The organism is Cellvibrio sp. PSBB006, from assembly GCF_002162135.1.
In the GTDB taxonomy this organism is placed as follows: Bacteria; Pseudomonadota; Gammaproteobacteria; order Pseudomonadales; family Cellvibrionaceae; genus Cellvibrio.
This window is the reverse complement of sequence record NZ_CP021382.1, coordinates 4259475-4272760: the sequence shown is the minus strand read 5'-3', so window position 1 is coordinate 4272760 and position 13286 is coordinate 4259475. Positions and strand designations below refer to the sequence as shown.

Here is a 13286-nt window from a genome sequence, read left to right as displayed (position 1 = left end):
CAAATAACTGTCGTAGCTCAGCTTGGTAGAGCAACTGTTTTTACAGTGTGCCGCTGGTTCGAATCCAGTCGACAGTACATTGCTATAGCTCAGAGGGTAGAGCATCTCACTGTGGATGGGACGGTCGCCGGTTCGACTCCGGCTAGCACTACCATTTCCTGGTAGCAATACGTAACCGCCCGCAAGGGCATCGGCAGATCTCCATGCAAATGATGAAAGCAGAAGGATTTTTCAGGGAAGAACACTCAGTGAGGGATCAAAAAAGGAGTGACTCATCGCGTGCAAGCAACTGCATCGCCTTTAGTTGGGGGCTGGCAGCTGCGCAGGTGCGTCGTGCGATTTTCGACGCGCCATGCCCAGGTGTCATAACAATTAAAGCCGAAAGGTTGCGGAGATTCTGCCTCTTTAACAACAAGGACTCGACATGAAATATCTAAAGAAAATCATTATTACCGAAGCACAAAAAGGTTTGCTCTTCAAAGACCAGCAATTTGAAAAGGTGCTGATGCCAGGTGTGTATAAACTTTGGGATTGGCGCAATCAATATCAGGTGCAAAACCACAACATTCAAAGCACTCTGCAGGATGGCATCCATAAAGATGTACTGCTGATGGCGGAGCTACATCCGGATGCCTTTGCTGCCCATGTACAACGCTGGGAAACCGGTGAGCATGAAGTGGGGTTGGTCTATCAACAAGGCGTATTACGGGAAGTTAAAGCTCCGGGCCAGCGCGGTGCCTATTGGAAAACCCAGCACGATATTGAACTTGTGAAACTCGATATCAGCGATAATTTTGCTATTAGCGAGAAATTGATGCGGGTATTGTCATCGGCACGGGACACGTTACTAAGCCGTTCTGCTCTGACATCTATTGCCGTGGTCAATGTTGCTGAAGGCCATATTGGCTTTCTCGAAGTTAACGGCAAAACCGTCGGCAAGGTCGAAGCGGGCCTACATATGTGGTGGAAATTCAATCGTGTCATCGAGGTGAAGCAGCTGGATTTGCGCTTACAAAACATGGAAGTGAATGGCCAGGAAATTTTAACCAAGGATCGTGTTAGCTTGCGGATCAATCTGTCAGTCATGTGGCAAATCGTTGAGCCGGAAATTGCCAAAACGGCACTCGCTGATGCGAAGGACTATCTTTATCGAGAACTGCAACTGGCGTTACGCGCTATCGTCGGCACGCAAACATTGGATGAGCTGCTAGTCGATAAAAACTCGCTGAACCAACAGCTGCTGGAATTGGTGTCGACCAAGGTATCTACTTACGGTTTGCTCCTGAAGGCGGTAGGCGCAAGAGACATTGTCTTACCTGGCGAAATGAAATCGATACTGACCCAGGTCGTCGAAGCACAGAAACTGGCTGAGGCAAACCTGATCAAACGCCAGGAAGAAACCCAGGCAACACGCTCCTTGCATAACACCGCCAAGGTCATGGAAGGAAATCCGATTCTGTTGCGCTTAAAAGAACTGGAGGTTCTGGAGAAGATCACTGCGCGCATCAACACACTGAACGTTTATGGAGGACTGGATGGTGTGATGAATGACATGGTGAGATTAACCGATAAAACTGCACGGCAATAACAACAGGCGTAGGTGGCAGCACCTACGCCTGTTGTTATTTATACGAGTAAAGCATCACCCAGCGTAGCGCCTTCGCTAAAAATCTATAAAAATTACAATTTCCTGTAAAAAAATACCTATTTCCACCAACGCTTCACCACGGAAAGAAAAAGAACATTCTCAAAAAAGTGTTCGCTACCAATAACTTACGCTTAAAAAAATAATGTTGGCATAGGGTCTGCAATAACCTCCCCGTCAAATAATGTATTGATTGAGGATGTAATGATGAAAAAACTCCCTATATTTTTTGCCTGTGCCTTGCTGGCCTCATCTGTCCTGGTTTTAGCAAACGATCCTGCACAGCCCGGTGCAGCGCAAGGCCCACAGGCGCCCAGCTTTAATGTGCTGGATGTTAATAAGGATGGCTCTATCAGCGAAAGCGAAGCCTTGTATCACGGATTGAGCGAAAAAAAGTTTACGGTTTGGGATACCAATGGCGACGACATGCTGACTGAAGCGGAATACAAGAAAGGAATCGCTGAAAAAAGTGATGTCGATGGCAGCACGGAAGATTATTAATCCTCGGGATCACACCTGCCAGGGACCGGTAAGAACTCAAGGATGAGTGGCAGGACAGCCCCATCGTGCCCTGTGGATAATGTTCGTGATGTGTTAATATGCGCGCTTTTTTCCGATCTGGACCGCGCATTATGAGCAACAAAGTCGCCGTTATTATGGGTTCCCGCAGTGACTGGGCCACCATGCAGGCCGCTGCGGAGATACTGCAGCAATTGGGTGTGGATTATCACACCGAAGTCGTCTCTGCCCACCGCACCCCCAGAAACTCACCAGTTTTGCTGAGGCAGCCGCCGCAAATGGCTATGGCGTGATTATCGCTGGCGCCGGCGGTGCCGCCCATTTGCCCGGCATGGTTGCTGCTCATACCCGTTTGCCCGTCCTGGGTGTTCCGGTCCAGAGTAAAGCGCTGAATGGCATGGACAGCCTGCTTTCTATTGTTCAAATGCCCAAGGGTATTGCCGTCGGGACACTCGCCATCGGTACCGCCGGGGCATTCAATGCCGGCCTGCTGGCTTGCCAGATCCTCGCGCTGAACAACCCCGCCCTGGCCGAGCGCATCGAACAATTCCGCACAGAACAAACCCAGGCTGTTCTGGATAACCCTGATCCGAGTGTTGAATAAATGAGTCTGCGTGTATGGGTTTTAGGCGCTGGACAATTAGGCGCCATGTTGCAAACGGCGGGTCGCCCGCTCAATCTGGATGTCCGCCCGGTGGCGATTGATGCCAGTGAGGCACCGGCACTGGATGCCCGGGACATCGTTACCGCCGAGCGCGAGCAGTGGCCCGAGTCGGTAGCCACCCACGCGCTGGCACAACATCCACGCTTCATCAATAGCACGGTGTTCGGCCGCTTGGCGGATCGCAAAACCCAAAAAACGCTGATCGACGAACTGGGTCTGGCAACCGCGCCTTGGGCCCATGTCGATGAAACAACCCTCGCGGCTGATCTGCATCATAAGTTTGGCGAACGGGTTCTGCTGAAGCGCCGCACTGGCGGTTATGACGGTAAAGGCCAGTACTGGCTGCACCAGTCCCGCCAGGATGAAATCCCTGACAATTGGCACGAGCAGGCCATTGCAGAACAGGCCATCGCCTTCGACGAAGAAGTTTCTCTGGTCGGCGCGCGCAACGCGGCGGGCCAATGTGTGTTTTACCCGCTCACCCTAAACCTGCACGTTAACGGCATCCTGCTCGGCTCCGTATCACCTCTGCCACGCCTGGCCCACTTGCAAGCTCAAGCCGAAAAGATGCTGGAGACATTGTTGCAGCATCTGAATTACGTGGGCGTGATGGCCATGGAATGTTTCCGTGTCGGGGACCGCCTGATGATCAACGAACTGGCGCCACGCGTGCACAATAGCGGCCATTGGACCCAGGCCGGCGCCAGCACCAATCAATTTGAATTACACCTGCGCGCGATCACCGACTTGCCGCTGGGCCAGCCGACCATCAAAGGCCAGAGTGTGATGGTGAATCTGGTAGGTACTGAACGCAATAATCAGTGGCTGGCGGTGCCGGGTACTGAGCTGGTGTGGTATGGAAAAGAGGTGCTGCCTGGCCGCAAGGTGGGGCATATCAATATTACCCATTCGGATAACACTGCTATTCGCGCTTCGCTGGAGGCGCTTCGCCCACATCTGCCGAGTAATTACAATGAAGTTATTGATTGGTTGATACAAAACACCTAAAAGAAATCTTCTGTTGAACATACAAATTAACAGAATTGAATTTAGCACAATGTAGTTTGGCGTTAGGGTGTGGGTTTCGAAACCCTCAATTCAGGGATGAATTGAGGGAGCTACAGGGAAGTATTTATGCGTTTTCGAAACCCACACCCTAATGACAAACGAGCTACAAAGTACCACTTATTGATCAGCCCGCTTAAACAAACGTTGAATCAAGCTCACAATCAGCAATATCATCGCACCAACCAAAATACCCGCCACAGCATTAAATAATGTTGCCACCAGCGCACCGATAAAGCCTTCATGCGCAACCGGAATCGCTTCGAGCCAGTGATGTAAAAACGGTAGGCCGTGAACCAGGATACCGCCGCCCACCATAAACATAGCTGCCGTGCCGACGACTGATAATGTTTTCATCAACCAGGGTGCGGTACGCAAAATGCCGGCGCCGAAACCGCGTTGAAATCGCGCAGCAAAACTTTCACCGGATTTTTTTTGCAGATATAAACCGGCGTCATCAAGTTTCACAATGGCTGCCACCAGACCGTAAACGCCGACCGTCATGATGATGGAGATCACCACCAGCACGCCCAGCCGCCCCACGAAATCCATCTCGGCAGCAGCGCCTAAGGTAATGACAATAATTTCAGCGGACAACACAAAATCCGTGCGGATAGCGCCTTTCACTTTTTCTTTTTCCAGCGCAAGCATGTCGATAGCGGGATTAACCAATGCCTGGGTGAGCTCGGCATGATGCTGTTCTTCTTCTACGCGATGTAAAAATTTATGCGCGAGTTTTTCGCAGCCCTCAAAACACAAAAAGGCACCGCCCAGCATCAATAGCGGCGTGATCGCCCAAGGCATAATGGCACTGATCAATAGCGCTGCCGGTACCAGGATAAGTTTGTTGCGCATCGACCCTTTGGCGACCGCCCACACTACAGGTATTTCTCGTTCAGCCCTGACGCCGGCTACCTGTTGCGCGTTCAGCGCGAGATCATCGCCCAATACACCAGCGGTTTTCTTGGTGGCGACCTTGGTCATCACCGCAATGTCATCCAGTACCGTTGCAATATCATCCAACAGCGTTAATAAACTACCACCAGCCATACCGGGTTTCCTTGTGTAACAAATGATGGGAGCCGCCAGGGTAATTCTGGCGGCATGAACAGGATCAGCGTTGGAGGAGGATGCTAGCAGCTTGACCGGAGACTATCCAGATGACGAGAAAAATAACAAATCCATAATGGATTAAGCAGGGTTACTTTCGATGAAGCTGTTAAGCGTTAGCCGCCCAACGCGAGGATCAGACGACAAACCCACCGCCGCAGATATATCGCCGGAATGCAGGGAGCAACTGCGGTAAATCAACGCGCGATTAAACCGTACCTTGATCCGTGCGATGCGCTCAAACAAGCGGGTATTACCATTGATGTAATCGCCCCCGGCCGAATCATCAGCCATCACTTCCTGTTTCAGAACCTTGAAGTAATGTTCCAGCCTTTCAGCAGTAATAGTTTCGTAACCGGTGCTGCGATGGCGATAAAAGGACGTGCCGCCAAACTTTTCCTGACATAAGTAATGCACCACAGCAAATTGATTAGGGGCATGATTATCAATATGCGGCACACATTGGATGGGGCGCAGTTTTTGCGGTTGAGTGGTTGTGAGGGAAAATGCTGACAGACGCACCTGTGGTTGATACTGATGCTCCAAACCAAACACGTCACGCAATACCGGTTCGACTTTCTGCAATAAAATATCCGAATAAGTGTTGCTGATGGGTTTGCGGATACCGGGATAATAATCTGTCGGTTGTGCAACGAACGGTGGACCGGCTTCGGCCAGCGCAATTAATGCTTCGGGATCATCAACGATATTATCGATGACCACCAAAGGCTGAGCCTCATGACCGAGGGCATGAACGTCATAGGTTACACCGGCCACCTCAGGAGTCGTCGGCAAGGCGCGCATTTTTCTTTTCCACCAGCGAATAGATATGCCCTAATGATGCGATCAGCGTATAAATAGGTTTCAGATATCCCTGCCGATGGAGTTGTGCTATCGCCGCATCGTCAAGGGTAGACAGTTTTTCTTCATCAATGGTGTATAGCCCTTGTACTCGCTGCTCCTGCTGATTAACAAAGGTGATGTTGAAAGACATCGGCATCAGCAGTTTGTGTTGCAGCAAGGCTTCGATAAAGGTTTGGGTGTGTTGTTCGCCTTCAATCAGCTGCGCCAACATGGCTTTCACCTTGCGCAGAAATTCTGTTTCCTCGCCCTGCTCGGTAAAGATTGCTTGCCCTGCTTCACGGGTCAGGCAATCGCTTTCCGCATCGATACAAATAACGGTTTTGTCATCCTCCTGCCCAACAAAAAATGGCTGGCGCACAATATTGAGTGGTGTGTAAATGCCTTGCCAATGCTCACCGTCCCAGAAAAGATTTTCGTGTTCCTCAAACCCCAGAAGCGCTACACAGACAAAACGACCGGTGTCACTGTACTTGGTAAACGCAATGGGATATTGCACCGCTAATTTAAGAAATTCACTCATCACCACCGGCACCATGCGCTCTTTGGCACCTTGTGCTTCGATTCGGCTTTGATCTACACGAATGTGGCGGTGAAGGTTATTGTGCAGAGAAACAAATTTGGTCATCTGATCACCCATCATCAGTTATAGGGTTTGTAACCCGTATTGGTGAATCTTGCTTAACAGATCGCGATTGGTCGGTAATTGTCGCAAAGCCTGCTCTATATTCCTACGGTTTTTATTCAGTTGCTCGCGCGCTTGCGCTTCATCCAACTGATGTTGCTGAAATTCAGGATGAGTTTCAAATCCCATTCCATAGAGCACGTATTGGTAACTCGCCGCCGGAAAGACTTCGTTATTGCTGGTAAAGTCATGATCCCAGGGCGATTGATAACGCCATAGCGTCATTAATTCCTGCAAACTTTCCGGGATAGTCTGCGGATCGCGATTATCAATCCAGAAGGCGTTATCCGTGCGCTTACTGAGGATGTAATGCAACTTCAGGAAATCAATAATCCGCTGCCAACGATAGTGAAAGGTATCATTAAAACGCCTGGCGGTGATATCCATCACCGCACGGCACGCGGGTAATTGTTCAGCAATCATCGCCGCTGATAATTCAACCAACACCAATGCGGAAGCTTCCAGCGGCTCCAGAAAACCCGCCGACAAACCCACAGCGACACAATTATTTTTCCAGAATAATTGCCGATGACCCGACCGAATCGGAATACGCCGCACGGCAGACTCATCAAACATCGGCCCCACATAATCGGCCAGACGCTGCAAGGCTTGCTCTTCAGTTGTGTAACCACTGGCATAGACATGACCGACACCACGCCGATGCACCAAGCCAATATCCCAGATCCAACCCGCTTCCTGTGCAGTGGAAATAGTGTGGGACGCAATAGGCGCATCCTCACCAGCATAAGGCACCTGCACAGCGAGTGCGCGATCAATAAACAACACATCGCTGCAATCTACCCAAGGCACCTCGAAATGCTTGCCCAACAACAACGCGGAAAAGCCGGTGCAGTCAATAAAAAGATCACCTTCAACACGACCAGCCTGCTGCGTTTCCACGGCAGCGATATCACCGTTTTCTGCGGAATGAACAGCGGTAACATCCGCAAGAATATGTTGAACACCCAATTTTTCGCAGCAGTGCTTTTGCAAAAAGGATGAAAATTTTCCCGCATTTAAATGATAGGCGTAATTAGCCACTGAATTAAATTCCGGCGTGGTGATCATCTTGGGCGCCAACCCCTGCTCACAGATTGCCTCCTGAAAACAGACCGCGGCGGAAAATGATTGTCCTTCCAGCCCGTTGTGGCGATGCTGTTGCCAATAGGGCGCGAGGTTAACCTTGCCAAAACCTTGAGGAAGCATTAAAGGGTGGTAATAAAAATCCGTATCTGACCCATCAACCCAGCGCGCAAACTTTGCGCCTTGCTTGAAAGACGCATCGCACTCGCGAATAAAATCAGTTTCCGAAATACCTAATTTAATTAATGTATTCCGCATCGTCGGCCAAGTGCCTTCACCCACGCCTATGATAGGAATATTGGGTGATTCCACCAGAGTAACCTGAACACCATCCGGTTGATTGGCTTTGTGCATGGCAGCAATACGGCCAGCGGTGATCCAGCCCGCCGTCCCGCCACCAACAACCACAATGGATTTTGTTGCTTTGTTCATTATTCTTTCATTTTTTCCAAACGATACATTGTTTGCGCCATGGGGCAGGAATAGCGGTGAGTATGCGAGACTCGCCGTGAATACATCCCTGTAGGCTCATCACCGGCATCCATGCCGGCGATGGTCTCGCATACTCACCGCTATCCCTGCTGTGCCTCAACGGGCATTGTTAAAAACATTTTAAAAGCTTGCGCGTACGCCCACTGTCCAGCGCCGTCCGCTATCCTCAACCAATAATAATTGGTTGGCGTAGCGTCCGCGTTTATGAACATATTCTTCGGTGAGATTTAACCCTTCAGCGAAGATAGAAATATCATCGGTAACATCGTAGCTAGCACTGATATCCCACTGTTCATAATCTTCCACAATCGTCGGGCCATCGCCATTGAGTTGCGTCAGTGATTGCACAAAATCATCGCGGCGATTGTAGGCCAAACGAATCTGGAATGGTCCCTGTTCGTAAAAACCCACGAGATTATAAGAATCGCTCAAGCCAGTTAGCGCGAAGACTTGCTCAACATTCGCCGGATCGAGTTCCGCGTCACTGTCAACCAGGGTTGCATTTACCATCACACCAAAACCCGTATCGCCAAAGGTGTGTTGCACACCCATTTCTACGCCGTCCACAGTGGCTGTTTCGCCGTTATTAGGCAGAGTATTGGTAAACACAGCGGCTGTATCGTTGGCGTCTGCCGCACCGGGATCATCACCCGTGGATGGGTCCAGCAAGGTGTCGCCGTTGGGTAAGGTAAACGTAATATCTTCGAGTGAATTTACGATAAAGTTTGCTACGTCCTTTTTGAAATAGCCCACGGAAACATAACTGGCGTCGCCGTAGTACCACTCCCACGATAGATCGAAATTATCGGACTCGAAGGGCTCCAGTGCAGAGTTACCACTCGTGGAGGTCAAGTCGCCGCCTTGACGGGTCGTGGTAATGACCGTGACCGGCGCCATACTTTCCAGCGTTGGACGCGTCAGCGTCTTGGAGGCTGCTGCGCGCACAATCATGTCATCGGTGATATTCAATTTAATATTCAGGCTGGGCAGGATTGCGTCGTAGCTGGCGTCCGCGCCGATACTTTGTGCCGGACCGTATTGCGCTAACATTTCTGTTTCATCGAGGATGGTTAAACCGATTACGGGTGCCTGGGTTCCGTTCACGGTGGTATCGGTGCTTTCTACACGCACACCGGAGGTTGCCGAAATTGGCATACCGCCCAGCTCTCCCGCGAAATCAACCTCCAGATAGAACGCAACCGTTTCCTCTTCCACCTCAAAGGAATTATCGCGGCGCACCGCATCAAAGCTGATCGGCTCGCCGTTGACACTTTCATAATATTGCTCAAGAAAAGCAAAATTTGCTTCGCCATCGTGCGCAAGCCATTGCGTCGGCATCCGTCCACTACCGCTGACGTCGCCGAGGAAGTCATTACCGGCATCAAAAACATATTGCATATCAGCAGGAATTTCCGGCAAGTCGGGATAACCACAATAGGTACAGTGAATACCAACACCTTCGTTGTCCCAGCGCACCAGATTTTTGGTTTCGCTTGAGAACATCGCACCGAATCGTGCTTTTACCAGTCCGCTGCCACTGCCCTCGTCCCAGGTGCCATCCAGTTTAATTTGTGTCACATCATCTTCTACCGCCCAACCGCGCCGCAACATCACATGGGCGCGGCTATTTTCCTTGCTGAGAAAATCTTCCACGCCTGCTGGCGCTTCATAATCCGGATCACCGGGTTCAAGGTAAGCTGTGCCATCCAATTCTTGTTGACCTGAATAAATATTCGGGTTGGCGGTTTCAAATTCACTGGCCAATGGCAGGATGGCGTCGTCTACCTGAAATCTGACACGATTGGCGTAGCCGATCAGTGATAGTTGATCACCGCCACCGTTATTGGCTTCGCGTTCAGCGTTGGAAAAACTCGCATCAAAATTTACATTCAGATTTTCGGTTACATCCCAATCTGCATTAAAGCCGAATAAAAAGGTTTCGGTCAGGCGATCAAATTTCTTGGCGTGCATGTCAGTCGCCAAACCAACTTCCTGACGCAAATCAATCACCGTGCCATTTTCATCCGTTACTGCATCGGTAATGTTTGGGGCGGTAAACCAGTGTCCGTAAGACAGTGCATTGGTTTCAACATCGAAATCGGAATAAAGTAAATCGGTGGTGAGGGTTAAGGTATCAGAAGGGGCAAACTGCAACACTAACGAACCGTTGGTGCGTGTACGTTCTTCGAAGGTCACTTTGTGGTCATAGTTACGTGGTGAAAAAATAGTGGAACCTTCAGGCACACCGGCGCCACCATTCAATTCTTCCGAGGGAATACCGACATTTTCCAACCAGCCGTCCATCTGCGCCTGATTCAAACGGGTTTCCCGTTCCTGGTATGACAAAGCCAGCAGTACACCAAAGGTATCTTCGTTAAAGGTATTACTGATTAAACCCGAAAATTGTGGCGAGGTGGACTCACTATTTTCGTCGACCAGGGCTTTCACACTGCCTGCGACTTTAAAACCATTCATATCAAAAGGTCGTGCGGTTTTGACATTCACCGTCGCGCCGATACCCCCGGACTGCATGGTTGCCGTAGAGGTTTTATGAACATTCAAACCGCTCACCAATTCCGAAGCAAGCGTGTCAAAACTGAACGCGCGCGAATCATTTTCTGACGCAATCTGACGGCCATTTACCAGCACCGTATTAAATTGCGGGCCGAAGCCACGCACGGTAATTAATTGCCCTTCGCCGCCGGAGCGGTCGATGGATACCCCGGTGATACGTTGGAGAGATTCGGCCAGGTTGGTATCCGGAAATTTACCGATGTCTTCCGCCGAGATGGCATCTACCACACCGGGTGCATCGCGTTTGATATCCATCGCGCGCTGTATACTGCCGCGAATACCCGTAACCAATACTTCTTCAACAGAACCGCCATCATCCTGCGCGAGTGATGGCGAGGCTGCCATGGACGACAGTATGCCGAGAATAGCACTCGATAATTTATTTTTAGTGTGCATGGAATCGATTTCCCCTTGAGTCTGATTGCTCGTAATCATGAGCTGACCATCCTCACCGACGCCCACCTTCAATCGCGTATTCGCCAATAACAACCTGACGGCTTCTTCGATGGAATACCTGCCAACTAACGGATTCGCTGTCACTTCCATTGCAGCATCAAAAGGAAATATCAGCGTGATGTTGGCCTGTTTGGCGAACTCGATGAGCGATAAATCCGCTCGTTGCTGAGGGATATCGAAAGGGATTATTGTGCCAAGATGCGCGTCCTCCGCCCAGGCTGCCGAACTTAGCATCATGAGCAAAGCACAGCGCAATGGTGCAAAAATCGCCGCTTCGTGTCCTTCAGAAGCGAGCGTATTGCTCGCCTGCTGAATAGACGAATGAGCGATTTTTTTCCGCCATAAAGTCGAAGACATTTTTTTGAATAATTATTGTCATGAATCGATGTCGCAAGATGCGACGCGCATTGGCGGAGTGTAAGGTTTTACTCACAGCACAACAAGCAAGGCTCGGGGAATTTTTTAGCGGGCGCGCAGCAAAATCTTATTGTCATCCAGACGTTCACTCTCAATATTAAAATTGCGCGTCAAGGTGGCCAGCAAACCGTCTACATCACCCGCCTTGAACAATCCAGCGATGCGCTCCTGCTTGATGCGCTCATCCATGACTTCAAATTCAACCGATGTATAACGGGTGATTTCAGCCAGCGCCTGCTCAAGGCTTTCGCCGCGAAAAATCAGATTGCCCTCACGCCAACTCAATTGCGCCGCGATATCGGTTTCAGCGACCTGAGCAATAGCTTCCTGCGCCGAACCCAGCACCACTTTTTCACCTTTGGCTACTGCCATGGCCGTTTCCGCCAGACGTACCGGTGTATCAATCGCTGCCGTGTCAGGCTGGCGTTTGGCCACCAGCACTTTGCCGTCTGTCACTAACAACTCCACTTCCCGTTCGTTGAACATCTTGACGTTAAAGGCTGTACCCACTGCCTGTACAACCCTGTCACCCGCCATCACACTCAGGGGGCGCGCCTGATCGTGCGCGACATCAATATTGATCTCGCCCCGCTCCAGTACAAACAAACGGTACTCCGTATCGTATGTCACGCTCACCCGCGTGTTGGTGTTGAGCACCAGCAGCGAACCGTCCGGAAGATTAACCCTGGAATGCTCGCCAATGGCGGTTTCATAAACGCCGTCCAACACTTGATGACGCCCCGCCAGATAGGTCCAGCTCCAGGCGAAGGCGAGCGCGGTCAGCATCACGGACGCGGCCATCGCCATATAAACCCGTGTGCGCGGTTTTGCACGCTGCGGTGCATCAAACAGATCCGCCAACCGTGCGAGACTGTCCATGCGATCCCACAACGCGGCCATCTCAAACAACACCCGCCGATGTTCACGACTCTGCCGCACCCAATCGCCGAGGGCTTGCTGCTCGTCCATACTCAAGCCGCGATCCAGCCGCGCAATCCACACACTGGCCTGATCGTGGATCTGCTCTTTGTTGGGAAACTCCACCACCTTACTCATGACCAACACCTGCTTTTGCCATGGGCGCTTCTTCGTGTGAAGGCTCATCGGCCATTTGACTGTTACTGACACTTTGCCTGCTGACATCATGCAGGTCACCCGCTTTACGCGCCATCATATAGCCGGTACAGCGTTTGATACCGGTAGCAATATGTTTCTCCACCGTGTTCTCGCTGATCCCGAGACTGTCGGCAATCTCCTTTTGGGAGTAGCCATAAACCTTGCGCAGCACAAAGGCTTTGCGACATTGCTGCGGCAGTTGGCGAACCGCTTCGCAGAAGTAGCCAAATTCCTGGTTGGCCGCCACCCGGTCGTAGGTGTCATCGACGCCGGTGGACAATTCCTGCAAATCCTCCTGCAAGTCTTCCATGCTATCGGCCAGTCGACTTTCGGAACGCTTGCGATGATCCAGCGCCAGATTGCGCGCCGTGCGCAACATAAATGAGCGCGGATGGTGAATATCATCCCGTTCACCCACCTGGCACACCCGCACATAGGTTTCCTGCACGATATCTTCAACCTCGCGCGGCGGCACAATATGCGAGACCGCCCGCGCCAGGGTCGTTCTCAGGGCAATAAACAAGCTGTTGACGTTTTCGTTATTAGACATAGTTTCAACCGGTAAAGGCGTAAAAGCATTTCCATCATAGCGACAGACG

General features: G+C 50.9%; 10 protein-coding genes, 2 tRNA genes and 1 pseudogene. 6 read left to right on the top strand and 7 right to left on the bottom strand.

The features are described from left to right. The first annotated feature begins 6 nt into the window (after positions 1–6). The 6 genes and pseudogenes from CBR65_RS17745 (at position 7) to purK (ending at position 3836) form a co-directional block, all read left to right on the top strand. A tRNA-OTHER gene (locus CBR65_RS17745) sits at positions 7–77 on the top strand. A 1-nt stretch (position 78) separates the two neighbouring features. Further along, positions 79–154: transfer RNA gene (locus CBR65_RS17740), tRNA-His, on the top strand. A 270-nt stretch (positions 155–424) separates the two neighbouring features. Continuing rightward, positions 425–1588, top strand: a complete 1164-nt coding sequence (locus tag CBR65_RS17735) for a slipin family protein (protein ID WP_087468089.1) — start codon at positions 425–427, stop codon at positions 1586–1588. Between the two features lie 264 nt (positions 1589–1852). Continuing rightward, the gene (locus CBR65_RS17730) at positions 1853–2146 is read left to right on the top strand and encodes a hypothetical protein (protein WP_087468088.1); all 294 of its coding nucleotides are present in this window, start codon (positions 1853–1855) and stop codon (positions 2144–2146) included. Positions 2147–2277: 131 nt separating this feature from the next. Further along, positions 2278–2768: pseudogene (purE, locus tag CBR65_RS17725) on the top strand (5-(carboxyamino)imidazole ribonucleotide mutase). Continuing rightward, positions 2769–3836 carry a 5-(carboxyamino)imidazole ribonucleotide synthase gene (gene purK / locus CBR65_RS17720; RefSeq protein WP_087468087.1) on the top strand — a complete coding sequence of 356 codons (1068 nt, stop codon included), beginning with the start codon at positions 2769–2771 and terminating at the stop codon, positions 3834–3836. It abuts the pseudogene before it with no gap. Between the two features lie 177 nt (positions 3837–4013). Here the strand turns inward: purK and CBR65_RS17715 are convergent, their stop codons facing one another. The 7 genes from CBR65_RS17715 to CBR65_RS17685 form a co-directional block, all read right to left on the bottom strand. Further along, positions 4014–4943 carry a DUF808 domain-containing protein gene (locus CBR65_RS17715; RefSeq protein ID WP_087468086.1) on the bottom strand — a complete coding sequence of 310 codons (930 nt, stop codon included), beginning with the start codon at positions 4941–4943 and terminating at the stop codon, positions 4014–4016. Between the two features lie 141 nt (positions 4944–5084). Continuing rightward, positions 5085–5807, bottom strand: coding sequence for a DUF6445 family protein (locus tag CBR65_RS17710; protein ID WP_087468085.1), 723 nt, complete (start codon positions 5805–5807; stop codon positions 5085–5087). Continuing rightward, complete coding sequence (locus CBR65_RS17705) at positions 5782–6492, bottom strand: SapC family protein (RefSeq protein ID WP_087469148.1); 711 nt, start codon at positions 6490–6492, stop codon at positions 5782–5784. The genes CBR65_RS17710 and CBR65_RS17705 overlap by 26 nt, the downstream gene beginning before the upstream one ends. An 18-nt stretch (positions 6493–6510) precedes the next feature. Next, complete coding sequence (locus CBR65_RS17700) at positions 6511–8064, bottom strand: tryptophan halogenase family protein (RefSeq protein ID WP_087468084.1); 1554 nt, start codon at positions 8062–8064, stop codon at positions 6511–6513. A 180-nt stretch (positions 8065–8244) separates the two neighbouring features. After that, the gene (locus CBR65_RS17695) at positions 8245–11511 is read right to left on the bottom strand and encodes a TonB-dependent receptor (RefSeq protein WP_198300784.1); all 3267 of its coding nucleotides are present in this window, start codon (positions 11509–11511) and stop codon (positions 8245–8247) included. A gap of 105 nt (positions 11512–11616) precedes the next feature. Continuing rightward, positions 11617–12627, bottom strand: coding sequence for a FecR family protein (locus tag CBR65_RS17690; protein ID WP_198300783.1), 1011 nt, complete (start codon positions 12625–12627; stop codon positions 11617–11619). Further along, positions 12620–13237 (bottom strand): RNA polymerase sigma factor, encoded by a 618-nt coding sequence (locus CBR65_RS17685; RefSeq protein WP_087469146.1) that lies wholly within the window; start codon positions 13235–13237, stop codon positions 12620–12622. The genes CBR65_RS17690 and CBR65_RS17685 overlap by 8 nt, the downstream gene beginning before the upstream one ends. Positions 13238–13286: the final 49 nt, after the last annotated feature.

Bases quoted from the DNA above. Each gene is read 5' to 3' on its own strand.
- CBR65_RS17735 (WP_087468089.1), top strand. From the start codon at position 425: ATGAAATATCTAAAGAAAATCATTATTACCGAAGCACAAAAAGGTTTG.
- CBR65_RS17690 (WP_198300783.1), bottom strand. From the start codon at position 12,627: ATGAGTAAGGTGGTGGAGTTTCCCAACAAAGAGCAGATCCACGATCAG.
- CBR65_RS17710 (WP_087468085.1), bottom strand. From the start codon at position 5,807: ATGCGCGCCTTGCCGACGACTCCTGAGGTGGCCGGTGTAACCTATGAC.
- CBR65_RS17715 (WP_087468086.1), bottom strand. From the start codon at position 4,943: ATGGCTGGTGGTAGTTTATTAACGCTGTTGGATGATATTGCAACGGTA.
- CBR65_RS17695 (WP_198300784.1), bottom strand. From the start codon at position 11,511: ATGTCTTCGACTTTATGGCGGAAAAAAATCGCTCATTCGTCTATTCAG.
- purK (WP_087468087.1), top strand. From the start codon at position 2,769: ATGAGTCTGCGTGTATGGGTTTTAGGCGCTGGACAATTAGGCGCCATG.
- CBR65_RS17700 (WP_087468084.1), bottom strand. From the start codon at position 8,064: ATGAACAAAGCAACAAAATCCATTGTGGTTGTTGGTGGCGGGACGGCG.
- CBR65_RS17685 (WP_087469146.1), bottom strand. From the start codon at position 13,237: ATGTCTAATAACGAAAACGTCAACAGCTTGTTTATTGCCCTGAGAACG.
- CBR65_RS17705 (WP_087469148.1), bottom strand. From the start codon at position 6,492: ATGACCAAATTTGTTTCTCTGCACAATAACCTTCACCGCCACATTCGT.
- CBR65_RS17730 (WP_087468088.1), top strand. From the start codon at position 1,853: ATGAAAAAACTCCCTATATTTTTTGCCTGTGCCTTGCTGGCCTCATCT.